This window comes from Arsenicicoccus dermatophilus, from assembly GCF_022568795.1.
GTDB lineage: Bacteria > Actinomycetota > Actinomycetes > Actinomycetales > Dermatophilaceae > Arsenicicoccus > Arsenicicoccus dermatophilus.
Window position 1 is genome coordinate 572,010 of sequence record NZ_JAKZHU010000001.1, and the last position, 22,134, is coordinate 594,143.

Here is a 22,134-nt window from a genome sequence, read left to right on the forward strand (position 1 = left end):
CACCGACCCACGGAGGACCCATGTCGCAGCTGCACCGGATCGCGATGCTGAGCGTCCACACCTCGCCGCTGGCGACGCCTGGCAGCGGGGACGCGGGGGGGATGAACGTCTACGTCGCCGAGACCGCCCGCCGCATCGCGCGCCGCGGCATCGAGGTCGACATCTTCACCCGCGCCACCAGCGGCCGGATCCCGGTCTGCGCCCCCCTCGACGACGGCGTGACGGTGCGTCACGTGACAGCGGGCCCCTTCGAGGGGTTGGGCAAGCTCGACCTGCCGGGGCAGCTGTGCGCCTTCACGGCGGGCGTGATGCGGGCCGAGGCGATGGCGCCGGAGGGGCACTACGACCTGATCCACTCGCACTACTGGCTGTCCGGGCAGGTGGGCTGGCTCGCGGCCGAGCGGTGGCAGGTGCCGCTGGTGCACACCATGCACACCATGGCCAAGGTCAAGAACCGCTCGCTGGCGCAGGGGGACTCGCCCGAGCCCCCGGGTCGTGAGATCGGCGAGGAGCAGGTCGTCGCCGTCGCGGACGAGCTGGTGGCCAACACCGAGACCGAGCGGCGCGAGCTGGTCGAGCTCTACGACGCCGACCCCGCCCGGGTCGCGGTGGTCCCGCCCGGCGTCGACCTGGAGACCTTCCACCCGGCGCCGCAGCCCGGGGCCCGGGCCCGGCTGCGCGCCCTGGGCCAGGACCTGCCCGACGACGCCGTGCTGCTGCTCTTCGTCGGACGGATCCAGCCGCTGAAGGCGCCGGACGTGCTCGTGCGGGCCGCGGCCGAGCTGCTGCGCCGGCGGCCCGAGCTGCGGCCGCGCCTGCGGGTGGCGATCCTCGGCGGGGACAGCGCCGGAGGGTATGGCGACCCGGACCACCTGCGGCGCCTCGCGGGCGACCTGGGGGTCGCCGACCGGATGATCTGGCACCACCAGGCCACGCGCCAGGAGCTGGCCGACTGGTTCCGCGCCGCCGACGTGGTCACCGTGCCGAGCCACAACGAGTCCTTCGGGCTGGTGGCGATCGAGGCGTTGGCGTGCGGCGCGCCGCTGGCGGCGACCCGGGTCGGTGGTCTGCCCACCGCCGTGGGCGACGCCGGGCTGCTGGTCCCGGGCCACGAGCCGGCCGCCTGGGCAGACGCCGTCGCCGCGCTGCTGGACCACCCCGACCTGCCGGGCGTGCGGGCCCGGGCCGCGGCCCACGCCCGAGGCTTCTCCTGGGAGCGCAGCGTGGACCGGCTGCTCGAGGTCTACGCCGACGCCGTCGGGTCCCACCAGCGCCGTACCCTGGCTTCATGACCGACGCCCCGTGCACCCCGGCCGCCGTCCTCGCCGTCGTCGAGCGGTTCTGCGAGGAGCAGGCGCTGGAACACGAGGCGGGCGCCCGCGAGGGCGAGCTCGTCGTGACCCTGCCGGGGGAGCGCAAGCTGCGGACGGTGCTGTCGCTGCTGGTGGGCTCGCGGGGGATGACGGGCAGCGCCTTCGTCATCCGCAACCCCGACGAGGCCCACGAGGCGTTCTACCGCACCCTGCTGCGGCGCAACCTGCGGCTGCGCGGTCTGGCCTACTCGATCGACGCGAGCGGCGACGTCTACGTCACCTCCCAGGTCCCGCTCGGCGCCGTGGACGAGACCTACCTGGACCAGCTCTTCGGCGCGGTGCTGGAGGCGGCCGACCGGCCCTTCGACGAGCTGCTGGAGATCGGCTTCGCCACGAGCATCCGCAAGGAGTGGGCGTGGCGGCTCAAGCACGGCGAGCCGACGCACAACCTGGCGGCCTTCGCGCACCTGCGGCCTGCGGACGCGCCGGACCCGGGAGGCCAGGGGGAGGACGCCCAGGGGGAGAGGTCGCAGCCCACCCGATAGGGTCGGGGCATGACCTACACGCTGATTCTGCTCCGCCACGGCGAGAGCGAGTGGAACGCCAAGAACCTGTTCACCGGCTGGGTCGACGTCGAGCTGTCCGACAAGGGCCGCTCCGAGGCGGTCCGCGGCGGCGAGCAGATGCGCGACGCCGACCTGCTCCCGGACATCGTCCACACGTCGCTGCTGCGCCGCGCGATCAACACCGCGCACACCGCGCTCAACGCGTGCGACCGCCACTGGATCCCGGTCAAGCGCGACTGGCGCCTCAACGAGCGTCACTACGGCGACCTGCAGGGCAAGGACAAGAAGCAGACCAAGGAGCAGTACGGCGAGGAGCAGTTCATGCTGTGGCGCCGTTCCTACGACACCCCCCCGCCGGAGATCGCCGACGACAACGAGTGGTCCCAGGCCGGCGACGCGCGCTACGCCGAGCTCGGCGACGCGATGCCCAAGACCGAGTGCCTCAAGGACGTCGTCGCCCGCATGGTGCCCTACTGGGAGTCCGACATCGTCCCGGACCTCAGGGCCGGCAAGACCGTCCTGGTGGCCGCGCACGGCAACTCGCTGCGCGCCCTGGTCAAGCACCTCGACGGCATCTCCGACGAGGACATCGCGGGGCTGAACATCCCGACCGGCATGCCGCTGGTCTACCGCCTCGACGACTCGATGAGGCCCACCGTCCCCGGTGGCGAGTACCTCGACCCGGAGGCCGCCAAGGCCGCTGCCGAGGCGGTGGCCAACCAGGGCAAGTGATCCCGGTACGACGAAGCCGCGCACCTCGACGTGAGGTGCGCGGCTTCGTCGTGAGCCCGGCTGGGTGCGGGGCGCGCCGTGGCTCGGGTCAGTCGTCGTCGCCCGCGTCGACGCCGAGCAGGTCGGTGCTGGAGTGCCACTCGCCGGTGACGAGGTAGACCACGCGCCGGGACACCGAGACCGCGTGGTCGGCGAACCGCTCGTAGTAGCGGCCGACGAGGGTGATGTCGACGGCGGCCTGCACGCCGTGGGTCCAGTCGCCGCCGAGCAGGTGCTCGAAGACCTGACGGTGCAGGGCGTCCATCTCGTCGTCCGCGGTCTCCAGGGAGAGGGCCGACTGGACGTCCTTCCCGGCGATGATCGAGCCGGTCTGGGCGACGATCTTCTCGGCGGCGTGGCCCATCTGCGTGATGGTGGCGCGCAGCTCGGCCGGCACGGCGGACTCGGGGTAGCGCAGGCGCGCGACCTTGGCGACGTGGCGGGCGAGGTCACCCATGCGCTCGAGGTCGGCGCTCATGCGCATCGCGGTCACGACCATGCGCAGGTCGGTGGCCACCGGCTGCTGGCGGGCGAGGAGGTCGACCGCGCTGTCGTCGAGCTCGCGGCGGATCGCGTCGATGGCCTCGTCGGCCTCGATGACGGACTCGGCGAGCTTGAGGTCGCCGTCGAGCAGGGCGGTGGTGGCGCGGCTGATGGCCGATCCGGTGAGGCGGGACATCTCGACGAGGCGGTCGGAGATCCTGTCGAGCTCCTCGTGGAACTGGTCGCGCATGGGTTCCTCTCGATGCTGCTGGTTGGGTGCCCACGGCCGAGGTCCGGCTGCGTGACGGGGGGGGTTGGGGGACCGATCGTAGTCCGCGGGGGTCCGCGCACGTCAGACCGCCACGGCGGTCCAGGGCCGACGGTGCCATCCCCGTCCGCGCGCCACCCCCAGCGGCGCGTGAACGAGCCGAGGACCGCACGTGAACTCTTGGCGATCAGGCGGCGAGGAAGTCCGCTCCGGGTGCGTGCGGGTGACCTCGGGCAGGCATGCTCGTCCGGGACCGGCTCGCCCAGGCAACCGGTCTGCGTATTCTCGACCGCGTGGATCCCGTCGCGTCTGGCACCAGCCCCTGGGGGGCGGTGCTGCACCGGATCGTCCCGCACGCGCTCCGCAGCGACCCACGGAAGGCACCCGAGGACATGACCCCCCGCCGCAGCACCGCTGCCGACGGAGACGAGCTGCAGCCCGGCGTGGAGAACGTCCTGGCGGTGCTGCGCTCCATCGGCATCGTGCTGGACGACTCGGACGCGGTGGTCCGCTCCACGCAGGCGGCCGTGCAGCACGGCCTGGTCCGCGAGGGCGAGCTGGTGCACCGCGCGCTGCTGGAGATCGCCCGCGAGGTCCGGGTGAGCGGTCGGATCCACGAGTCCGAGCTCGACCTGCCCCGGGGCCCGCTCGGCCGCGGCCGCATGGTCGTCCTGGTCCGCGCCGCCCGCCTCGCGACGGGGCACGTGCTGCTGCTGGTCGAGGACCGCACCCACGCCAACCGCGTGGACGAGGTGCGTCGCGACTTCGTCGCGAACGTCTCTCACGAGCTCAAGACGCCCGTCGGCGGCCTGGTCCTGCTGGCCGAGGCCGTGCAGGACGCGTGCGACGACCCGCCGGCGGTGCACCGCTTCGCCAGCCGGATGAAGGTCGAGGCCGAGCGGCTCACCCAGCTGGTCAAGGAGATCGTGGACCTGTCCCGGCTCCAGGTGGCCGACACCCTCACCGAACCGGTGCTCGTCGACGTCAGCGGTGCGGCCCAGGACGCGGCGGACCGGTGCCGGCTGGTCGCCGAGGCCAAGGACATCACCATCGAGGTCACCGCACCGCGCCCGGCCATGGTCTTCGGCGACCGGGAGCTCATCGTCACCGCCATCCGCAACCTCGTGGACAACGCCGTGGCCTACTCCGCCGAGGGCAGCCCGGTGCGCGTCGTCGTCGAGCGCAACCGCGAGCTCGTCGAGGTGATCGTCAGCGACCTGGGAGCCGGCATCCCGGCCGACGAGCAGGACCGCGTCTTCGAGCGGTTCTACCGCGTGGACCCGGCCCGCTCGCGCTCCACGGGCGGCACCGGGCTGGGCCTGTCCATCGTCAAGCACGTGGCAGCCAACCACGGCGGCGAGGTGCGGCTGTGGAGCCAGGAGGGGCAGGGGTCGACGTTCACGCTTGCCCTGCCCTCCGCCGGCCTGTCCGACCTGACCGAGTCCTCGCCCCCGGCGCCCGGACCGGTCGGCCCCTAGGATCGAGAGCGCCGTCAGGCGAACGAGGAAGGCACACCATGACCCGCATCCTGGTCGTCGAGGACGAGGAGTCGATCTCCGACCCCTTGTCCTATCTCCTGCGCAGGGAGGGCTACGACGTGGCCGTCGCCGCGACGGGCCCCGAGGCGCTGTCCCACTTCGACCGGGTCGGCACCGACCTGGTGCTGCTGGACCTGATGCTCCCGGGCGTCTCCGGCGTGGACGTCTGCCGCACGATCCGGCAGAAGTCCGCGGTGCCGATCATCATGCTGACCGCCAAGGACAGCGAGATCGACAAGGTCGTCGGGCTCGAGCTCGGCGCCGACGACTACGTCACCAAGCCCTACTCCAGCCGGGAGCTGCTGGCCCGCATCAAGGCCGTCCTGCGGCGTATGACGGAGACCGACGAGCTCGTGCCCGCCAGCCTGGAGGTGGGGCCGGTGCGCATGGACGTGGAGCGGCACACCGTGGCCGTCGGGGGTGAGCCGACCGCCCTGCCGCTCAAGGAGTTCGAGCTGCTGGAGATGCTGCTGCGCAATGCCGGTCGGGTCCTGACCCGGATGCAGCTGATCGACCGGGTCTGGGGCAGCGACTACGTCGGGGACACCAAGACCCTCGACGTCCACATCAAGCGGCTGCGCGCCAAGATCGAGCCGGACCCGGGCCAGCCGGTGCACATCGTCACGGTGCGTGGGCTGGGCTACAAGTTCGAGGTCTGACGTACCGGCGGCGACGGGGGAGGGCCCCAGCTCCACGGAGCTGGGGCCCTCCCCCGTCGTGCCTGCCGGCCGGATCGGGCGGCAGGACGCTCGGCCGTCAGGGGGTCGCCGGGGTGGCGCTCGTGGTCGGCGCGGTGGTCACGGTCGCGGTGGCCGTGGTCGAGGCGGTGCCGGAGGCCGTCGCGGTGCCGGTCATCGCGGCGTAGGGGCCGATCGGGGCCAGCACCGGGACGAGCGGCTGGGCGTCGCCGCCGCCCCGGGAGGACACCACGAGGTTGGTCATGGCGCCGGGTGCCACCGGGACCTTGGGCAGCGCGACCTTGCGCTCGGTCAGGGTCACGGAGGAGCCCGGGTCCACCGTGACCGACACCGGCGCCGGCCCCTGGGGGAAGGAGAAGCTCACGGCAGCGGCCTGCTGCCCCTCGTTGACGACGAGCCCGTTGACGTAGCCGGTCGAGTCCTTCGCCGAGGCCACCACGGCCAGGTTGCGCACCTGGAGCTGGCCCACGGACATGTCGATCCCGTCGGCAGGGGCGTACGAATGATCGGTGGTCTGGGGCGACATCTTGTTGCAGGCCGTCAGGCTCACGGCGGTCAGCGCGGCGGCGGCCAGGGCCAGGGCGGCGCGGGGGACCGAGGTGGTGCGAGGCCGGCGGGTCGCCGTGGGGGTCGAGTCGTCGCGGATCACGGGGTCACCATATCCTCTGCCGCCAGGGTCGGCTCGCGGGCGCGCGCGTTCGGTCCTGCGCCGCGCCGGGGGTCGGTGCGCGGCGTCGTGCCAGGTCGGGGGCGGTCGGCCACCTGCCGCGGTCCACCGAGGCCCTGGCCTTTAACGCGTGCCAGAGCCTTCGTCAAGAGCTCTTGAACGTTCCCAGGAGGGATTTCTCACTCCCGTCAAGGCCCCTGACCTGCGGAAACGCTGGCGTCCCGACTTCTCCGCACCCCTGGGACGTGATAGGATGAAGACCGCGAAAGGGGCTTGACTACATGGCGTTCAAGGTTGGAGAGACCGTCGTCTACCCGCATCACGGGGCGGCGCTCATCGAGGAGATCAACACCCGCACCATCAAGGGCGTGGACAAGATCTACCTGAAGCTCAAGGTGTCCCAAGGTGACCTGACCATCGAGGTCCCCGCCGAGAACTGCGACCTCGTGGGTGTCCGCGACGTCGTGGGCCAGGAGGGCCTGGACCGCGTGTTCGAGGTGCTCCGCGCGCAGCAGGCCGAGGAGCCGACCAACTGGTCCCGGCGCTACAAGGCCAATCTCGAGAAGCTCGCCTCCGGCGACGTGATCAAGGTCGCCGAGGTCGTCCGGGACCTGTGGCGTCGCGACAAGGACCGGGGCCTGTCCGCGGGCGAGAAGCGCATGCTCGCCAAGGCCCGTCAGATCCTGGTGTCCGAGCTCGCCCTGGCGGAGAAGACCGACGAGACCAAGGCCGAGACCATCCTCGACGAGGTTCTCGCCTCCTGAGGCCAGCCTGCTGAGCCTGGCTCACCCCGTCATCGAGGCCCGCACCGGTTGGTGCGGGCCTCGCCGCGTCCCCGCCCGGTGCCGCGGCCTCCGGTCGCTAGGGTGGCCGCGTGAGCGTCGCCGTCATCATCGTGGCCGCCGGGAGCGGCAGCCGTCTGGGAGCGGACCGGCCCAAGGCCCTCGTCGAGGTCGCCGGCCGCAGCATCCTCGAGCACAGCCTGCGTACGGCGCTGCAGACCGCCGGGCTCGCCCAGGTCGTCGTGGTCGCTCCGGCCGGCCACCTGGCCGAGGTGGGCGAGCTGGTCGAGCGGGTGCAGCCGTCGGTCGCGGTGACCGTGGTGGCGGGGGGTGCGGACCGGACCGCGAGCGTCGCGGCGGGGCTGGCCGCGCTGACCGAGGAGCCCGCGCCCGGCGGGGACGTGGACGGTGGCGACCTGAGCGGCCGGCCCGACCCCGACGGCAGGGACGACACCGACGGTCTCCGGGGCGACGGCCCGAGAGAGGACGACCTCGACGACGCCGACGTGCTGACCGGGGCCGACACGCCGGGCCCGGCGCAACCGCGTGCCCGCGAGGGCGCGAGCGGGCAGGTCGTCCTGGTGCACGACGCCGCCCGCTGCTTCACCCCGGTCGAGGTCTACGACCGGGTGGCGGGCGCGGTGCGGGACGGGTGGGTGGCCGTGGTCCCGGCCCTGCCCGTGGTCGACACCGTCAAGGTGGTGGACGCGCGGGGGGTGGTCACCGCTACCCCGGACCGCGCGAGCCTGCGGGCGGTGCAGACGCCGCAGGGCTTCCTGCGGGCGGAGCTGGAGGCCGCCCACGCGACCGGCACCTCCGCCACCGACGACGCCGCCCTCCTCGAGGCGCTCGGGCACCAGGTGCTCGTCGTCGAGGGCGACCCCGCGGCCCTCAAGGTGACGGTGCCGGACGACCTGGAGCGGGCCGCACGGTTCGCCATACCCGATGGACCGAGCGAGGGGGAGCTGCGATGAGCGAGCGTCCGATCGTGCCGCGCGTGGGGATCGGCACCGACATCCATGCGTATGCCGAGCCGGGCAGCGGGCGCCCGATGTGGCTCGCCGGACTGCTGTGGGAGGGCGAGGTCGGGCTCGAGGGGCACTCGGACGCCGACGTCGTCGCGCACGCGGCGTGCAACGCGATCTTCTCGGCGGCGGGGATGGGAGACCTGGGCCGGCACTTCGGCACCGGCCGTCCGCACTGGGCCGGGGCGAGCGGAGTGACCCTGCTGACCGAGGCCTGCCGGATCGTGCGCGACGCAGGCTGGGAGATCGGCAACGTCGCCGTCCAGGTGATCGGCCCGCGCCCCAAGGTCGGGCGGCGCCGCGCGGAGGCGGAGGCGCTGCTGAGCGAGGTCGTGGGCGCCCCCGTGTCGGTGAGCGGGGCGACGAGCGACGGGCTCGGCTTCCCGGGGCGCGAGGAGGGCCTGGTCGGCATCGCGACGGCGCTGGTCCACCGGGCCTGAGACCGCTCCGGCGGGCGGCGCGGACGAGGCCGACGACAGCCCGCCCCGCGAGCCCGGCAGGGACGGCGCGAGGGGGCCGCGGGGGCTGCTCCCGAGGGCCTCTCGTTCTCAGAGGTGCCCCAGAGAGTGACGAACGGTGGACGACGGAGAGGCGAACCCGGGATCACCGGCACACTGGACGCATGACGACATCTACGCACCGTCACTCGGTGTCACGCCTGGTCCTCGCGACGGCTCTCGCCGTGACCGGGGCCGGCCTCGCGGGGTGCGCCGTCGAGGAGGCCCCCACCGGCCCGGAGACGTCCGCCGCGGCCCCGGTGGCTGCTGCTCCGGTGGCTCCGGACCAGGTGACCGCGACCCCGCTGGCCGTGGCGCCGGTCGCCGCCACCAGGCCTCGCCCGCTCGCCGGCACCACGATCGTCGTCGACCCCGGGCACAACGGCGGCAACGCGGCCCACCCGCGCGCCCTCAACCGCAAGGTGTATGCCGGGAACGGGATCTGGAAGCCCTGCAACACCACCGGCACCCGCACCGTCCGCGGCTACCCCGAGCACGCCCAGGTGTGGGACGTCGCGACCCGGCTGGCCGCGGTGCTGCGGGCCCAGGGCGCCAGGGTGGTCCTCACCCGCGCGAGCGACCGCGGCTTCGGCCCGTGCATCGACCAGCGGGCCGCCATCGGCAACCGCGCCCGCGCCACCCTGGTGGTCTCGATCCACGACGACGGCAACGTCTCCCGCAGGGCCCGCGGCTTCCACGTCATCCACTCGACGCGGATGGTGGGCGGCACGGTCGCCCAGCAGCGCTCGGCCCGACTGGCCGTGGCCGTGCGCGATGCCTTCCAGCGGGGCACCGGCATGCCGCGCTCGACCTACCTCGGCCGGGGCACCGCCCTGACCCCGCGCACGGACATCGGGGGCCTCAACCTCTCCCGCGTCCCCGCGATCATGGTCGAGGCGGGCAACATGCGGCACCCCACCGACGCCGCGCTCCTCGGCACCCCGGCCTTCCGGCAGCGGGAGGCGGTCGCGCTGGCCACCGGGATACGCCGCTATCTCGGACGTTGACCCGCACCGCGTCCCGGATAGGATCCCCCGCGTGAGCCTCCACATCTTTGACAGCGCCACGCGCGAGCTGCGTGAGTTCCAGCCCCTGCACGAGGGGAGGGTCGGCATCTACATCTGCGGGCTCACGACCCAGGGCCTGCCCCACATCGGGCACGTGCGCTTCGCCGTCGCGTTCGACATCCTGCGGCGGTGGCTGACCGCCGGGCACGGCTACGACGTCACCCTGATCCGCAACGTCACCGACATCGACGACAAGATCCTGCGCAAGTCCGCGGAGAACGACGCCGAGTGGTGGGCCTGGTCCTACGAGCACGAGCGGCAGACGGCCGCGGCGCTGGACCTGCTGGGCGTGCTGCCCGCGACCTACGAGCCGCGCGCCACCGGGCACATCCCCGAGATGGTCTCCCTCATGGACACCCTCGTCGAGCGTGGCCATGCCTATCCGGCGCCGGACGGCTCCGGCGACGTCTACTTCGACGTGCGGTCCTTCCCGGCCTACGGCGAGCTGACCCGGCAGTCCATCGAGGACATGGAGGCCGCCGAGGACGCCGACCCACGGGGCAAGCGCGACCCCCGCGACTTCGCCCTGTGGAAGGGCGCCAAGGCGCAGGAGCCGGCCACCGCGCACTGGCCCTCGCCGTACGGTCCCGGTCGTCCCGGCTGGCACCTGGAGTGCTCGGCGATGGTTCGCAAGTACCTCGGCGACACCTTCGACATCCACGGCGGCGGCGTCGACCTGCGCTTCCCGCACCACGAGAACGAGCAGGCCCAGTCCCGCGCCGCCGGGTTCGGCTTCGCGCGCTACTGGATGCACAACGCCTGGGTGACCGTGCAGGGCGAGAAGATGTCCAAGTCGCTGGGCAACTCCCTGGTCGTCACGGAGATCGCCCGCCACAGCAGGCCGCTCGCGCTGCGCTACTACCTCGGGTCGGCGCACTACCGCTCCACCATCGAGTTCCACGAGGGCTCGCTGCGCGAGGCCGAGGCTGCGGTCGACCGGATCGAGGGCTTCCTGCGGCGCGCCGTCGAGCACGGCGAGCCCGAGGCGGTGGCCGGGGACGGCTTCCCCGAGGCCTTCCGTACGGCGATGGACGACGACCTGGGCGTCTCCGGCGCCCTCGCCGTGATCCACGACACCGTGCGGGCCGGCAACACCGCCCTCGACGACGGCGACCGCGCGCTCGCCCGCACCCTGGCCGGCCAGGTCGTCGCCATGACCGACGTGCTCGGCGTCAACCCGCTCGACCCCCGCTGGGGGAGCGCGGGCGGCGACAGCGACCCTGCCCGCGAGGCGTTGGACGCGCTCGTGCAGGCGCAGCTGGAGCGGCGTGCGGCGGCGCGCAAGGAGCGCGACTTCGCGACGGCCGACGCCATCCGTGACGACCTGGCCGCGGCCGGCATCGCCGTCGAGGACTCTCCGTCCGGCGCCCGCTGGAGCCTGGCCCATCCCACCCCCGGCAGCGAGGACTGACACATGCCCGGCAACTCCCAGCGCCGAGGCGCCACGCGAAAGGGCTCGTCCCGCAAGGGATCGGTCGTCGGCAGCGGCGGTCAGCGGCGGCGTGGCCTCGAGGGCAGGGGGCCCACGCCCAAGGCCGAGGACCGGCCCTATCACAAGGCCCACAAGGCCGCGAAGCGCGCCGAGAAGGCCGCCGACGGGCGCGGCCCGGGTGCGGGCGGCGGTCGCGTCGCGGGCTCGCGGCCCGGCGGCGACCGGCGGCGGACCCGCCAGTCCACCGAGATGGTGGCGGGCCGCAACTCCGTGCTCGAGGCGCTGCGCGCCGACATACCCGCCACGACGCTGTACGTCGCCAACCGGATCGACTCCGACGACCGGGTCCGCGAGGCGCTCAAGATCGCCACCGAGCGGGGGATCGCCCTGCTCGAGACCCCGCGCGGCGAGCTCGACCGGCTGACCGACGGCGCCGTCCACCAGGGCCTGGCGCTGCAGGTGCCGCCCTACGACTACGCCCACCCCGCCGAGCTGGTCGACCCGCAGTCGCCGGGCATCCCGCTCGTGGTGGCGCTTGACGGCATCACCGACCCCCGCAACCTCGGGGCGATCATCCGTTCCGTCGGCGCCTTCGGCGGGCACGGCATCGTGGTGCCCGAGCGGCGCAGCGCCGGCATGACCGCCTCGGCGTGGAAGACCAGCGCCGGCGCGGCCTCCCGTGTCCCGGTCGCCCAGGCCACCAACCTCACCCGCACGCTGCAGGAGTTCCGCAAGGACGGCTACTTCGTGATCGGGCTGGACATGGACGGCGACGTCGAGCTGCCCGACCTGGACCTGGCCGACCAGCCCCTCGTGGTCGTCGTCGGCTCCGAGGGCAAGGGCCTGTCCCGCCTCGTCGGTGAGCAGTGCGACCAGATCGTGTCGATCCCGATGGCGAGCGGCAACGAGTCGCTCAACGCCGGGATCGCGACGGGCGTGACGCTCTACGAGATCGCCCGCCAGCGGGGCACCGGCCGCCGCTCCTGACCCGCCCCGGGCAGCCCCCGGGCAGTCGGGTCCGCGGGGCTCAGCCGTCCCAGGCGACGACCGGCATCTCGACGGTGTCCACGCCGACGATGGTCCTCTCGCGCGGCTTGGTCGGCAGGATCCGCATGATGTAGTCCGCCATCGCCTGGCCGATCGGCATGTCGTGACCGTTGTGCTCGCTGAGGTACCACCGGTGCTCGAGGATCTCGTGGAACATCTCGGCGGGCTCCAGCTTGCCGCGCAGGTCGTCGGGGATGGCGCGGGTGACGGGCAGGTAGATCTCGTTGAGCCAGCGCGTCGCCGTGATCGCCTCGTCCTCACCCTGCACGTCGGTCGCGGCGCGATAGGCGTCCAGGTCGTTGAGCAGGCGCCGGGCCTGGTTCTCCTCCACGTCCAGGCCGGTCAGGCGCAGCAGCCGGCGGGAGTGGTGGCCGGCGTCGACGACCTTGGGCTGGATCCGCAGGGTCGTGCCGTCGATGTCGGTGGAGATCGCGAGCTCGTCGACGTCGAAGCCGATCTCGTTGAGTCGCCGGATCCGCTCGTCGACCCGCCAGCGCTCGCCCACGGTGAAGGTCTCCAGCCCGGTGAGCTCCTGCCAGAGGGCGCGGTAACGCTGCATGATCTGGTCGGACACCTCGACCGGGTCGTTGCCCTCGGGCAGGACACCACCCGCCTCCAGGTCCATCAGCTCGCCGGCGATGTTGATCCGGGCGATGTCCAGATCGTGCTCGCGCTGGCCGTTGCTCAGCTCGTCGCGCAGCTCACCGGTCTCGGCGTCCACGAGATAGGCCGCGAAGGCGCCTGCGTCCCGGCGGAACAGCGCGTTGGACAGGGACACGTCGCCCCACCAGAAGCCCTGCAGGTGCAGCCGCACGAGCAGGACCGCGAGCGCGTCGATGAGGCGGGTGGCGGTGTCCGGGCGCAGGGACTGGCTGAACAGCGCGCGGAAGGGGAGCGAGAACTGCAGGTGATGGGTGAGCAGGCAGGCGTCCAGGGGCGTGCCGTCCTCGGTGACCCGGCCGCTGACGACGCCGTACGGCCGGACGGCGGGGATCTGCAACCGGTTGAGGGCGCGGAGCATGTGGTACTCCCGCCAGGCGATCTCGTCCTTGATCTCCTTGATGGCGACCACGCCGGCGGGCACCCGCACGAACCGCACCGTGTGGCGGGAGATCCCACGGGGGAGGGCGGCCAGGATCGACTCGGGCCACTCCTCCAGCGGGGTGGTCCAGGGCAGGTCGAGCAGGGCCGGGTCTGGACGGGCTGCGGTGATCTCGAGCGCCATCTGCTCATCGTCCCAGACCAGCGCGAGCAGACGGGTGCACGACGACGGGAGCGCCCGCCGTGCCGCCCTGGTGGGCGGGCGACGGCGGGCGCTCCCGTGCAGGCTGCAGGGTCAGTCGTTGAGCCGCAGGCCGCTGTCGGCGTCGAACACGTGGATGTGGTCGGCCTTGGGCTTGAAGGCGACCCGCTCGCCCTTCATCGGGGGGCGACGGCCGTCGACGCGGGCGATGATCTGGCCGGAGCCGTGGGCGCCGTCGGTGGTGCCGTAGACATAGGCGTCGGCGCCGAGCTCCTCGACCACGTCGATGGTGACCGGCAGGCCCTGGCCGTCGGGGGTGAGCTCGAGGTCCTCGGGGCGGACGCCCATGATGACCTTGCGACCGGCCTCGTGCAGCGCGTCGCGGGGGACCGGGGTGACGTGGTCGCCGATGCGCACGCCGCCGTCGGTGACCGGGACCTCCATGATGTTCATCGCGGGGGAGCCGATGAAGCCGGCGACGAAGACGTTGTCGGGGTGGTCGTACATCCGACGCGGGGAGTCGCACTGCTGCAGGATGCCGTCCTTGAGGACGGCGACCCGGTCGCCCATGGTCATGGCCTCGACCTGGTCGTGGGTGACGTAGACCGTGGTGACCCCGAGCCGGCGCTGCAGCGAGGCGATCTGGGTGCGGGTCTGCACGCGCAGCTTGGCGTCGAGGTTGGACAGCGGCTCGTCCATGAGGAAGACCTGCGGGTTGCGGACGATCGCGCGGCCCATGGCGACGCGCTGGCGCTGGCCGCCGGAGAGGGCCTTGGGCTTGCGCTCGAGGTACTCCCCGAGGTCCAGGATCGCCGCGGCCTCCTCGACGCGGCGGCGGATCTCACCCTTGTCGACGCCGGCGATCTTGAGCGCGAAGCCCATGTTGTCGGCGACCGTCATGTGGGGGTAGAGCGCGTAGTTCTGGAAGACCATGGCCACGTCGCGGTCCTTGGGGGACAGGTGGGTGACGTCGCGGTCGCCGATCCAGATCTTGCCGCCGTTGACCTCCTCGAGGCCGGCGAGCATGCGCAGCGAGGTGGACTTGCCGCAGCCGGAAGGGCCGACGAGGACGAGGAACTCGCCGTCCTCGATGTCGATGTTGAGCCGGTCGACCGAGGGCTTGTCGTTGCCCGGGTAGAGCCGCGTCGCGTCGTCGAAACGCACAGTTGCCATGGGGATGCCTTTCCTTCACCGGCAGGAACGTGCCGGACGATCCGTCGTAAAGGGATCGCGCCCCGGGCGGGGCGCTGCGGCGCAGACGCCGGCCGGCGGGTCCGGGCTGCCGGGGGTGCGCGGCTGGGTCGACATCGTCGTCGCTACGTCGAGTATGCAACAGATGTCAGGAGGGTGCGGTCAGGCGCGACCGCATCGGGTCGGAGGGCTGCCACCTGCTGACCTCGTGGGCTATCGCATCGTCCTCACCTGGTGCTCGGGTGACCGGAGATGCGTCGATGATCCGCACGCCGCGCCACGGCGCCTACGGTGGGACCCTCCGCCACTGCCTTCCGCCATACCTGCTGCCGCAAGACCGAGGACCCGCCCGATGCGCCCTCCGCGACTCGTCGACGTCGCCGCCCACGCCAAGGTGAGCGAGGCGACGGTCAGCCGCGTCCTCAACGGCAAGCCCAACGTCGCCGAGTCGACCCGCCAGGCGGTGCTGACCGCCCTCGACGTCCTCGGGTACGACCAGCCCCACCGGCTGCGGCGCGCCGCCACCGGGCTCGTCGGCCTGATCTGCCCCGCGCTGGACACCCCGATCGTCCCCGCGCTCAGCCAGGTCATCGTGACCTCGCTCGCCGGGCGCGGCTACACCGCCGTGCTGTGCCCCCGGACGCCGGGCGGCAGGCACGAGGACGCCTGCACCCGGATGCTGCTGGACCGCGGCGTCGCCGGGATCATCGTCATCGGCGGGCAGCACGCCGACACGACCACCTCGCCCGACCGCTACCTGCGGCTGCGGGAGGGCGGGCTGCCGCTGGTGCTGCTGGACGGCTACCACCCGGGCATCGACGCGCCCGTGGTGTCCACCGACGACGCCGCCTCGATGGACCTCGCGCTCACCCACCTGATCCAGCTGGGGCACACCGAGATCGGGCTCGCCGCAGGGCCGGAGCGCCAGGTCCCGGTGATCCGCAGGATCCAGGCCTATCGCGAGACCATGGCCCGGCTCCTCGACCGGCGTGACCCCGACGCCCTCGTGGAGACGACGACGTTCACCGTGGAGGGCGGCGCCGCAGCCGCGACCCGGCTGCTGTCCCGCGGATGCACGGCCGTGGTGTGCGACTCGGACCTGATGGCGCTCGGTGCGATCCGGGCGGCGCGGGCGCTGGGCCGGCAGGTCCCGCAAGACGTCTCGGTGGTCGGCCACGACGACTCGGTGCTGATGGCCTTCACCGATCCGCCGCTGACGACGGTGCGCCAGGACGTGGCCTCGATCGGCGAGACGGCGGTGCGGTGCCTGCTGGACGAGATCGACGGGCGCCCCGGGCCGCGCGACGAGCTGGTGTTCCGCCCGGAGCTGGTGGTGCGCGCGTCGACGGCGCCGGTCCCCACCCGCCGCTGACCCGGCCTGCCCCGTCCGACCTGGCGCCGCACGTCCCATCCGGTTCTCCTGCCCTACGCCCTACGCCCTACGCCCTACGCCCTACGCCCTACGCCCTACGCCCTACGCCCTACGCCCTACGCCCTACGCCCTACGCCCTACGCCCTACGCCCTACGCCGTGGGGCCTACGCCAGGGGGGCCAGGCTGGCCCCGTGGCACGTTCAAAGAGGGGCCTTTGCGTACCGATCGGGGCCAGCCTGGCCCGAGGCAGGCCTCCGGCGGACGTATGCCGTCAGACCGGCGCGGGAAGCCCGAGCAGCACCGCCTGCTCACGCAGCGCCCGCACCACGCGTGCCACCAGCTCGTCGGGCCGCGCGAGGTCTTCCTTGGTGAGCTCCTCCACCCGTTGCCCGTGGTCCCGCAGCCCGCGCACCCGGTGGATGTCGTCCCGGCGCTGCTGATCCGTGGCGAAGTGGTGGATGCCGTAGTACTCGACGACGAGTCGATAACGAGGCCAGTAGAGGTCGACGAAGGCCAGCCATCGCCCGTCGACCACCACCGGCACGTTGAGCTGCGGCTCGGGCACCCCCGCGCCGGTCAGCAGGAGGCGGGTGCGGGTCTCGGCGACCGAGTTGGCATCCTCCCGGACCAGCTCCAGCGCCCGACGTGCCTGCACCACCCCGGGCAGGCCCGCCTGCGCGGCCGTCTCGAGGTGGTGCTTGCGCCAAGGGCTGCGCCATCCGACCACGGCGTCGCCGAGGACGACCAGGTCGAGCAGGCTGAGCTGGGGCGCCAGCTCCACGAAGACGTGGGGCGGCGTGACCACCCGGTGCGTGAGACCTTCCCCGGCACGAACCCCGATGTGCTGCCGACCGGGTCGGTGGGCGCGGATGGTCGCGGCCTTGGGGCGGCTTCGGCCGCGCACCACCACGTCGATCGGCGGACGGACGCTCGGCTCCCAGCGCTGGGGAAGCGGCAGGTGCTGAAGCCGCGCGGCCGTCTCGTGGCTGAAGGCGGCGTGCCCGGGGAGGATCAGTTCCGCGGCCTGGGCGTCCTCGAGCACCGAGATCGGCATACGCAGGCCGTAGACGCCCGGGTGGGGTCGCGCGAGCCGAGCGCGCTGGCGAGAGGTGAGCCCGAGGGCGTCCAGGTCGCGTCGGGCGAACCAGCAGCCCTCGGCGAGCCGGCTGGGCAGGGGGTCGGGGTTTCTCATGGAGGGAGCGTCCACCCGCCGTGGACTCGGCCCGCGTGGTCATCCACAGGCGTTGCAAGAGTCCTTGCACCATCCACAGGACGGCGGCGGGGCGGAGGCTCTTACGGGGCACGGAACGGGGACGGCTCCGGGGGTTCTCGCGACGGCTCGGGCAGTTCCTGCAGCGGCTCCTTGGGGCCAGGCTGGCCCCGTGGCACGTTCAAAGAGGGGCCTTTGCGTACCGATCGGGGCCAGCCTGGCCCATGGTGGCGCGGGCGGGCGGGCGGTGAGGAAAGGGTCGGGGGCGGTGAGGGACGCACGGTGCCGGGGCGCTGGGGTGGGGGGAGGCGCCCGGCACGAGGGCGGGCAGCGCGCGGCCCCGAGGAGTCGAGCTCCTCGGGGCCGCGGGTCGTCGGATCAGGCGGTGGTATGCCGAGAACGTGCCTCGGTCAGGGCGAGCAGCACCTCGGCGGCGTCCTCGGGGGAGTCCACGCGGTGGCGCGCGGCTGTGTCGCCCGGGCCGACCTTGAGCGTCAGGTCGCCCTCTCGCCCGTCGGACGCCATGGCGGCGAAGGCCCGCTCGTCGGTCACGTCGTCGCCGGCGTAGTAGACCGCCGTCGCCCCGCACCAGCTCGCGAGGTCCCTGATGGCGGAGCCCTTGTCGGCGTCCACGACGGACAGCTCGACGACGCACTTGCCGGGCATGACGTGGGCCTTGGAGTGCCCGGCGGCCATGGCGACGGTGGCGGCGGTGGCGGCGTTGGCGACCGGCTGGTCCACCCCGCGGGTGTGCAGCACGACCGCGGCGGGCTTGCGCTCGATGCGGGTGCCGGGGTGGGCCGCGACGATCGCGGTGAGTGCCTCGTCGAGGGCGGCGAGGGCGACCGCCTGGGGCTCGGACAGCTCGTGCCCACCGCCCACCTCGGGGTCGGAGACCTGGGCGCCGTGCGAGCCGACGAGCACGATGCTTTCGCCCTCGTCGACGGTGCCGAGGCCAGAGAGGTGGCCGAGGGTGCCGAGGTCACGTCCGGAGACGGCGGCGACGGTGGTGCCCGGCATACGGCTCAGCGCGCGCAGCGCCTCGACGGTCCCCGGCAGGGGCCGCGAGGACATCGGGTCGTCGACGAGCGGCGCGAGGACCCCGTCGAAGTCCGTTGCCACGAGCAGGCTCTCGGCCGCGGCGAGGGCGTCGACGGCGGCCCGCAGGTCGTCCCGCATCACGCCTCCTCGTCGGTCGCGTGGGCTTCGTCCTCCTGGGCGTCCAGCTGGCGCTGGTGCTCGAGGGCGTCGACGCGGCCCTCCCGCTCCTCGCGCTCCAGGGTCGCCGGGCGGGTGTGGCGCGCGGGGCGACCCGGCGCGGCCTCGAGCTGCTCGAGGAAGCTGGCGGCCCAGTGCTGCACGTCGTTGCGGCGGACCCGGCGGCGCAGCGCCTTCATCCGTCGGGAGCGTTCGGCGGGGCTGGCGCCGATGGCGTCCATGATGGTGCGCTTCAGGCCGACCGTGTCGTGCGGGTTGACGAGGTAGGCCTCCTTGAGCTCCTCGGCGGCACCGGTGAACTCGGACAGCACCAGGGCGCCGCCGTTGTCGTGGCGGCAGGAGACGTACTCCTTGGCGACGAGGTTCATCCCGTCGCGCAGCGGGGTGACGAGCATGATGTCGGCGGCGAGGTAGAGCGCCGCGAGCTCCTCGCGCGGGTGGGACTGGTGGAGGTACTCCATCGCGGGGGAGCCGATGTCGGAGTACTCGCCGTTGATCCGCCCGACCGCGCTCTCGACGTGCTCGCGCAGGTCGATGTAGGCGTCGATCCGCTCGCGCGAGGGGGTCGCGATCTGGACGAAGGTGGTGTCCGACCCGTCGAGGTGGCCGTCGCGCAGCAGCTCCTCGTAGGCCTTGAGCCGGTGCCGGATGCCCTTGGTGTAGTCGAGGCGGTCGATGCCGAGCAGCAGGACGCTGGGGTCGCCCAGCGACGCGCGGATCTCCTTGGCCCGGCGGCGGACCTCGGGCCGGCGGGCGAGCTCGTCCATCGACGAGAAGTCCACGGAGATCGGCACCGACGCGGCGCGGACGTCGTGCCCGCCGGTGGTCTTCCCGACGTGGACCACGTCGCCCTTCACCGTCATACCGAGGTGGCGCCGGCAGGCGCGCAGGAAGTTCTCGGCGTCCCCGGGGCGCTGGAAGCCCAGGAAGTCCGCGCCCAGCAGACCCTCGAGGATCGCCGCGCGCCAGGGCAGCTGGCCGAAGAGCTCGACGGGCGGGAAGGGGATGTGGTCGAACCAGCCGATCCGCACGTCGGAGCGCAGCTGGCGCAGCAGGGCCGGGACGAGCTGGAGCTGGTAGTCGTGGACCCAGACCGTCGCGCCCTCGGCGGCGACGTCGGCCAGGGCCTGCGCGAAGCGCTCGTTGACCTCGCGGTAGAGCTGCCACCACTTGCGGTGAAACTGCGCCGGCACGATGACGTCGTGGTAGATGGGCCACAGGGTGTCGTTGCTGAAGCCTTCGTAGTAGCCCGCGACCTCCTCCTCGGACAGGGGCACCGGGTGCAGCCGCATGCCGCCCTCGTCGAAGGGCGCGGGGGCCTCTCCGGCCTCGCCGGCCCACCCGACCCAGACGCCGTCGCGCTCGGACATGACCGACTCCATCGCGGTCACGAGCCCGCCTGGGGAGCGGTGCCACTCGACGTTGCCGTCCGCGTCCACCACCCGGTCCACGGGCAGCCGGTTGGCGGCGATGACGAAGTCGAAGCGCTGGGTGCTGTCAGCCATGTGAGGCCTCTCCTGTGAGCTCGGGCGTCCGTGGTGGCGTCCGGTTCATCCTAGGCACGGCCGGTATGTCGGGAAGGGGCGGCGTGGGCTCCCGTGATCCTGGCCACCCACGACGCCGTCCACGGATCCGGCGCCCCGGCGCCACCCGCACGGGCGTGGCCCCTCCCCGCGCCCGGCCCCGGCCCCTACCGTGGTGCGCATGAGCGAGTCGAGCACGCAGCCCGGGGGACCGCAGCCCGACGACGACGCCGTCGGGGTCGACACGATCGGGCCCTATCGCGTCGTGGGCAGGCTGGGGGAGGGCGGCATGGGGGTCGTGCACCTCGGGCTGGACCGGGTGGGGCGGGCGGTCGCGATCAAGGTGCTGCGCGACCACGTCGCCGCCGACCCGGGGGCGCGGGCGCGCCTGGCTCGGGAGGTCGCGACGCTGGGGCGGGTGCGGCACCCGCGGGTGGCGCCGGTGCTGGACGCCGACCCGGACGGTGAGCGTCCTTATGTCGTCACGAAGTACGTCCCCGGGCCGCCGCTCGACGACTACGTCGGGAAGCACGGTCCGCTGCGGGGCGACGAGCTGGTGAGCTTCGCGGGCAACCTGGTGGAGGCGCTGGAGGCGATCCACGCGGCGGGGGTGATCCACCGCGACCTCAAGCCCGGCAACGTCCTCGTCGTGGACGGGGCCCCGGTGGTCATCGACTTCGGGATCGCCCACGTCGCCGACGACGTGCGGCTCACCTCGACCGGGCTCGTCATGGGGACGCCGGGCTATCTCGCCCCGGAGATCCTCGCGGGTGCGCCGGTGAGCGAGTCCACCGACTGGTGGGGGTGGGCGGCGACGCTGGCCTTCGCGGCGACGGGGCGCTCGCCCTTCGGGTCCGGGCGGGTCGACGCGGTCCTCGACCGGGTGCGGCACGGGCGGCACGACCTCAGCAGCGTGGACGTGCGCCTGCAGCCCCTGCTCGCGGCGGCCCTCGCGCCGGAGCCCGCCGTGCGCCCCGCGGCCCGCACGGTCGTGGCGTCGTTGGAGCAGGTCGTGCGCGGCGACACCCCGCTGCTCGGGATCGGTACGTCCGGCCGGACCGAGCTGCTGCCCCAGCAGCTCGGGAGCAGGTATGCCGCAGACCGCGCCGCGGCCACCGCCTCCGTGGCCGGCCGCACCCTCCCGGTGGGCCCGCCGACCGAGCGCGTCCCGCCCCCGTCCGACCCGGCACACCGCTCGGCCGTCCCGCCTGCGCCGTCCTCCGCCCAGCCTGCGCCGTCCTCCGCCCAGCCTGCGCCGTCCTCCGCCCAGCCTGCGCCGTCCTCCGCGCAGTCGGCGGCGTCGCGGGCCGCGGCCACCCCGCCGACCTCGGTGATGGGGTCGACGGCGCCGCAGCCGGCCGTCTCCGCGGCATACACCCCCTCCGGCATCCCCGGCGGCACCGCTCGACCCGTCGCCGGCCCGACGAATCCCCCTGCCGCCCGGCCCGACCCGGACCCGGAGCGGCGCGAGGAGGAGCGTCCGCTCTCTCCGGCCCGCACCGCCCAGCTCGTCGGGCTCGTGGCCGCCCTCGCGGCGCTCGCCGCCGCCTGGCCCCTCGTCGCCCTCGCCGTCGCCCTCACCTGGTCCGTGCTCGCCCGCACCGTGGACCGCTCGGTCACCGCCACGGTGCTGCGCCGGCACGAGGCGGGTGGCGCTCGCGGCACGGACCTCGTGGTGGCGGTGGTGCGCAGCCCCTTCGAGCTGGTCGCGGCGACGCTCAGCACGCTCGTGACCGGGCTGCTGGGCCTGCTGGTCGTCGCCGCCTCGGCGTTCGCCGCCACCCTGGTGCTCCGCCTCGGGGGCGCCGGCGACACGGTGCCCACCGGAGCCGTCCCGCTCGCGGTGGGTGCGCTCGCGGGCAGCTGGACGGCCTGGTGGGGGCCGAAGGGCCTGGGCCTGCGGCGGGGTTCGCGGGTGGTGATGCGCGCCCTGACGCCCGCGCGGCGGGCCGGCGACGTGGTCACCGGCGTGCTGGTGGCGCTGGCGGTCGCGCTGACGATCTGGACGGCGCTGCGTCACGGGGTGCCGGCGTGGTGGCCGCTGCCGAGCGACCCGACGGTGCAGGGGTCGGTGCCCTGGCAGTTCTGACGGAGGTCTCCGGGCGGGTCCGCGGGCTGTCCCTGATGCGCGGATCTGCCGGAAATCAGGCGGATTACAGGCACGACAGACGACTCTCAGGGTCGGGGGGCCGCGTTGCCCCAGGCAGGCGGAGATCCGTGCT

Annotated in this window: 20 protein-coding genes; 13 read left to right on the forward strand and 7 right to left on the reverse strand. The window is 73.5% G+C overall.

What is annotated here, in order from left to right; translation table 11 throughout:
* Nucleotides 1-20 precede the first annotated feature (20 nt).
* From mshA to MM438_RS02790, 3 genes are read left to right on the forward strand one after another with little or no spacing between them, the layout of a single operon-like run.
* Nucleotides 21-1,292 carry a D-inositol-3-phosphate glycosyltransferase gene (gene mshA, locus MM438_RS02780; RefSeq protein WP_241450700.1) on the forward strand — a complete coding sequence of 424 codons (1,272 nt, stop codon included), beginning with the start codon at nt 21-23 and terminating at the stop codon, nt 1,290-1,292.
* A complete protein-coding gene (locus tag MM438_RS02785) occupies nt 1,289-1,858 on the forward strand; it encodes a YbjN domain-containing protein (RefSeq protein ID WP_241450702.1) in 570 nt (189 codons plus the stop codon). Before mshA ends, MM438_RS02785 begins: the two co-directional genes overlap by 4 nt.
* A 9-nt stretch (nt 1,859-1,867) precedes the next feature.
* Nucleotides 1,868-2,611, forward strand: coding sequence for a phosphoglyceromutase (locus MM438_RS02790; RefSeq protein ID WP_241450704.1), 744 nt, complete (start codon nt 1,868-1,870; stop codon nt 2,609-2,611).
* 88 nt (nt 2,612-2,699) lie between these two features.
* Here MM438_RS02790 and phoU read toward each other — a convergent pair whose 3' ends face one another.
* Nucleotides 2,700-3,383 (reverse strand): phosphate signaling complex protein PhoU, encoded by a 684-nt coding sequence (phoU, locus tag MM438_RS02795; protein ID WP_241450724.1) that lies wholly within the window; start codon nt 3,381-3,383, stop codon nt 2,700-2,702.
* Nucleotides 3,384-3,694: 311 nt separating this feature from the next.
* On the opposite strand from phoU, the gene MM438_RS02800 reads away from it, so the two are divergent.
* Together MM438_RS02800 and MM438_RS02805 are read left to right on the forward strand one after the other, a co-directional pair.
* Nucleotides 3,695-4,879 (forward strand): sensor histidine kinase, encoded by a 1,185-nt coding sequence (locus tag MM438_RS02800; protein WP_241450733.1) that lies wholly within the window; start codon nt 3,695-3,697, stop codon nt 4,877-4,879.
* 38 nt (nt 4,880-4,917) lie between these two features.
* Nucleotides 4,918-5,598 carry a response regulator transcription factor gene (locus MM438_RS02805; RefSeq protein WP_241450735.1) on the forward strand — a complete coding sequence of 227 codons (681 nt, stop codon included), beginning with the start codon at nt 4,918-4,920 and terminating at the stop codon, nt 5,596-5,598.
* Between the two features lie 97 nt (nt 5,599-5,695).
* Here MM438_RS02805 and MM438_RS02810 read toward each other — a convergent pair whose 3' ends face one another.
* Nucleotides 5,696-6,286, reverse strand: a complete 591-nt coding sequence (locus MM438_RS02810) for a hypothetical protein (RefSeq protein ID WP_241450744.1) — start codon at nt 6,284-6,286, stop codon at nt 5,696-5,698.
* A gap of 299 nt (nt 6,287-6,585) precedes the next feature.
* On the opposite strand from MM438_RS02810, the gene MM438_RS02815 reads away from it, so the two are divergent.
* The 6 genes from MM438_RS02815 (at nt 6,586) to rlmB (ending at nt 12,094) form a co-directional block, all read left to right on the forward strand.
* Nucleotides 6,586-7,068 (forward strand): CarD family transcriptional regulator, encoded by a 483-nt coding sequence (locus tag MM438_RS02815; RefSeq protein WP_241450752.1) that lies wholly within the window; start codon nt 6,586-6,588, stop codon nt 7,066-7,068.
* A gap of 110 nt (nt 7,069-7,178) precedes the next feature.
* Entirely contained in the window at nt 7,179-8,060 is an 882-nt protein-coding gene (locus MM438_RS02820; protein ID WP_241450754.1) for an IspD/TarI family cytidylyltransferase, read from the forward strand.
* Nucleotides 8,057-8,551 carry a 2-C-methyl-D-erythritol 2,4-cyclodiphosphate synthase gene (gene ispF / locus MM438_RS02825; protein ID WP_241450770.1) on the forward strand — a complete coding sequence of 165 codons (495 nt, stop codon included), beginning with the start codon at nt 8,057-8,059 and terminating at the stop codon, nt 8,549-8,551. Before MM438_RS02820 ends, ispF begins: the two co-directional genes overlap by 4 nt.
* Nucleotides 8,552-8,733: 182 nt before the next feature.
* Entirely contained in the window at nt 8,734-9,615 is an 882-nt protein-coding gene (locus tag MM438_RS02830) for an N-acetylmuramoyl-L-alanine amidase (protein ID WP_241450778.1), read from the forward strand.
* A 31-nt stretch (nt 9,616-9,646) separates the two neighbouring features.
* Nucleotides 9,647-11,086: a cysteine--tRNA ligase gene (cysS, locus tag MM438_RS02835; RefSeq protein WP_241450780.1), complete on the forward strand. Its 1,440-nt coding sequence runs from the start codon at nt 9,647-9,649 to the stop codon at nt 11,084-11,086.
* A gap of 3 nt (nt 11,087-11,089) precedes the next feature.
* Complete coding sequence (gene rlmB, locus MM438_RS02840) at nt 11,090-12,094, forward strand: 23S rRNA (guanosine(2251)-2'-O)-methyltransferase RlmB (RefSeq protein WP_241450789.1); 1,005 nt, start codon at nt 11,090-11,092, stop codon at nt 12,092-12,094.
* A gap of 40 nt (nt 12,095-12,134) precedes the next feature.
* Here the strand turns inward: rlmB and MM438_RS02845 are convergent, their stop codons facing one another.
* Nucleotides 12,135-13,379: a DUF4032 domain-containing protein gene (locus tag MM438_RS02845; protein WP_241450790.1), complete on the reverse strand. Its 1,245-nt coding sequence runs from the start codon at nt 13,377-13,379 to the stop codon at nt 12,135-12,137.
* A gap of 111 nt (nt 13,380-13,490) precedes the next feature.
* On the reverse strand, nt 13,491-14,570 hold the full coding sequence (locus MM438_RS02850) for an ABC transporter ATP-binding protein (protein WP_241450796.1): 1,080 nt from the start codon (nt 14,568-14,570) through the stop codon (nt 13,491-13,493).
* Nucleotides 14,571-14,940: 370 nt separating this feature from the next.
* Between MM438_RS02850 and MM438_RS02855 the strand changes: the two genes are divergently transcribed.
* On the forward strand, nt 14,941-15,960 hold the full coding sequence (locus tag MM438_RS02855; protein ID WP_241450798.1) for a LacI family DNA-binding transcriptional regulator: 1,020 nt from the start codon (nt 14,941-14,943) through the stop codon (nt 15,958-15,960).
* 272 nt (nt 15,961-16,232) lie between these two features.
* Here the strand turns inward: MM438_RS02855 and MM438_RS02860 are convergent, their stop codons facing one another.
* The 3 genes from MM438_RS02860 to MM438_RS02870 form a co-directional block, all read right to left on the reverse strand.
* Nucleotides 16,233-17,153 carry a hypothetical protein gene (locus MM438_RS02860; RefSeq protein WP_241450800.1) on the reverse strand — a complete coding sequence of 307 codons (921 nt, stop codon included), beginning with the start codon at nt 17,151-17,153 and terminating at the stop codon, nt 16,233-16,235.
* Nucleotides 17,154-17,549: 396 nt separating this feature from the next.
* Nucleotides 17,550-18,350: a trehalose-phosphatase gene (gene otsB, locus MM438_RS02865; protein WP_241450811.1), complete on the reverse strand. Its 801-nt coding sequence runs from the start codon at nt 18,348-18,350 to the stop codon at nt 17,550-17,552.
* The gene (locus MM438_RS02870) at nt 18,350-19,894 is read right to left on the reverse strand and encodes an alpha,alpha-trehalose-phosphate synthase (UDP-forming) (protein ID WP_241450813.1); all 1,545 of its coding nucleotides are present in this window, start codon (nt 19,892-19,894) and stop codon (nt 18,350-18,352) included. The genes otsB and MM438_RS02870 overlap by 1 nt, the downstream gene beginning before the upstream one ends.
* 199 nt (nt 19,895-20,093) lie before the next feature.
* Between MM438_RS02870 and MM438_RS02875 the strand changes: the two genes are divergently transcribed.
* Nucleotides 20,094-22,001, forward strand: a complete 1,908-nt coding sequence (locus MM438_RS02875) for a protein kinase domain-containing protein (RefSeq protein ID WP_241450815.1) — start codon at nt 20,094-20,096, stop codon at nt 21,999-22,001.
* Nucleotides 22,002-22,134: the final 133 nt, after the last annotated feature.

Coding starts and splice junctions, on each gene's coding strand:
- mshA (WP_241450700.1), top strand. CDS start 21: ATGTCGCAGCTGCACCGGATCGCGATGCTGAGCGTCCACACCTCGCCG.
- MM438_RS02785 (WP_241450702.1), top strand. CDS start 1,289: ATGACCGACGCCCCGTGCACCCCGGCCGCCGTCCTCGCCGTCGTCGAG.
- MM438_RS02790 (WP_241450704.1), top strand. CDS start 1,868: ATGACCTACACGCTGATTCTGCTCCGCCACGGCGAGAGCGAGTGGAAC.
- phoU (WP_241450724.1), bottom strand. CDS start 3,383: ATGCGCGACCAGTTCCACGAGGAGCTCGACAGGATCTCCGACCGCCTC.
- MM438_RS02805 (WP_241450735.1), top strand. CDS start 4,918: ATGACCCGCATCCTGGTCGTCGAGGACGAGGAGTCGATCTCCGACCCC.
- MM438_RS02815 (WP_241450752.1), top strand. CDS start 6,586: ATGGCGTTCAAGGTTGGAGAGACCGTCGTCTACCCGCATCACGGGGCG.
- ispF (WP_241450770.1), top strand. CDS start 8,057: ATGAGCGAGCGTCCGATCGTGCCGCGCGTGGGGATCGGCACCGACATC.
- MM438_RS02830 (WP_241450778.1), top strand. CDS start 8,734: ATGACGACATCTACGCACCGTCACTCGGTGTCACGCCTGGTCCTCGCG.
- rlmB (WP_241450789.1), top strand. CDS start 11,090: ATGCCCGGCAACTCCCAGCGCCGAGGCGCCACGCGAAAGGGCTCGTCC.
- MM438_RS02845 (WP_241450790.1), bottom strand. CDS start 13,379: ATGGCGCTCGAGATCACCGCAGCCCGTCCAGACCCGGCCCTGCTCGAC.
- MM438_RS02850 (WP_241450796.1), bottom strand. CDS start 14,570: ATGGCAACTGTGCGTTTCGACGACGCGACGCGGCTCTACCCGGGCAAC.
- MM438_RS02855 (WP_241450798.1), top strand. CDS start 14,941: ATGCGCCCTCCGCGACTCGTCGACGTCGCCGCCCACGCCAAGGTGAGC.
- MM438_RS02860 (WP_241450800.1), bottom strand. CDS start 17,153: ATGAGAAACCCCGACCCCCTGCCCAGCCGGCTCGCCGAGGGCTGCTGG.
- otsB (WP_241450811.1), bottom strand. CDS start 18,350: ATGCGGGACGACCTGCGGGCCGCCGTCGACGCCCTCGCCGCGGCCGAG.
- MM438_RS02870 (WP_241450813.1), bottom strand. CDS start 19,894: ATGGCTGACAGCACCCAGCGCTTCGACTTCGTCATCGCCGCCAACCGG.
- MM438_RS02875 (WP_241450815.1), top strand. CDS start 20,094: ATGAGCGAGTCGAGCACGCAGCCCGGGGGACCGCAGCCCGACGACGAC.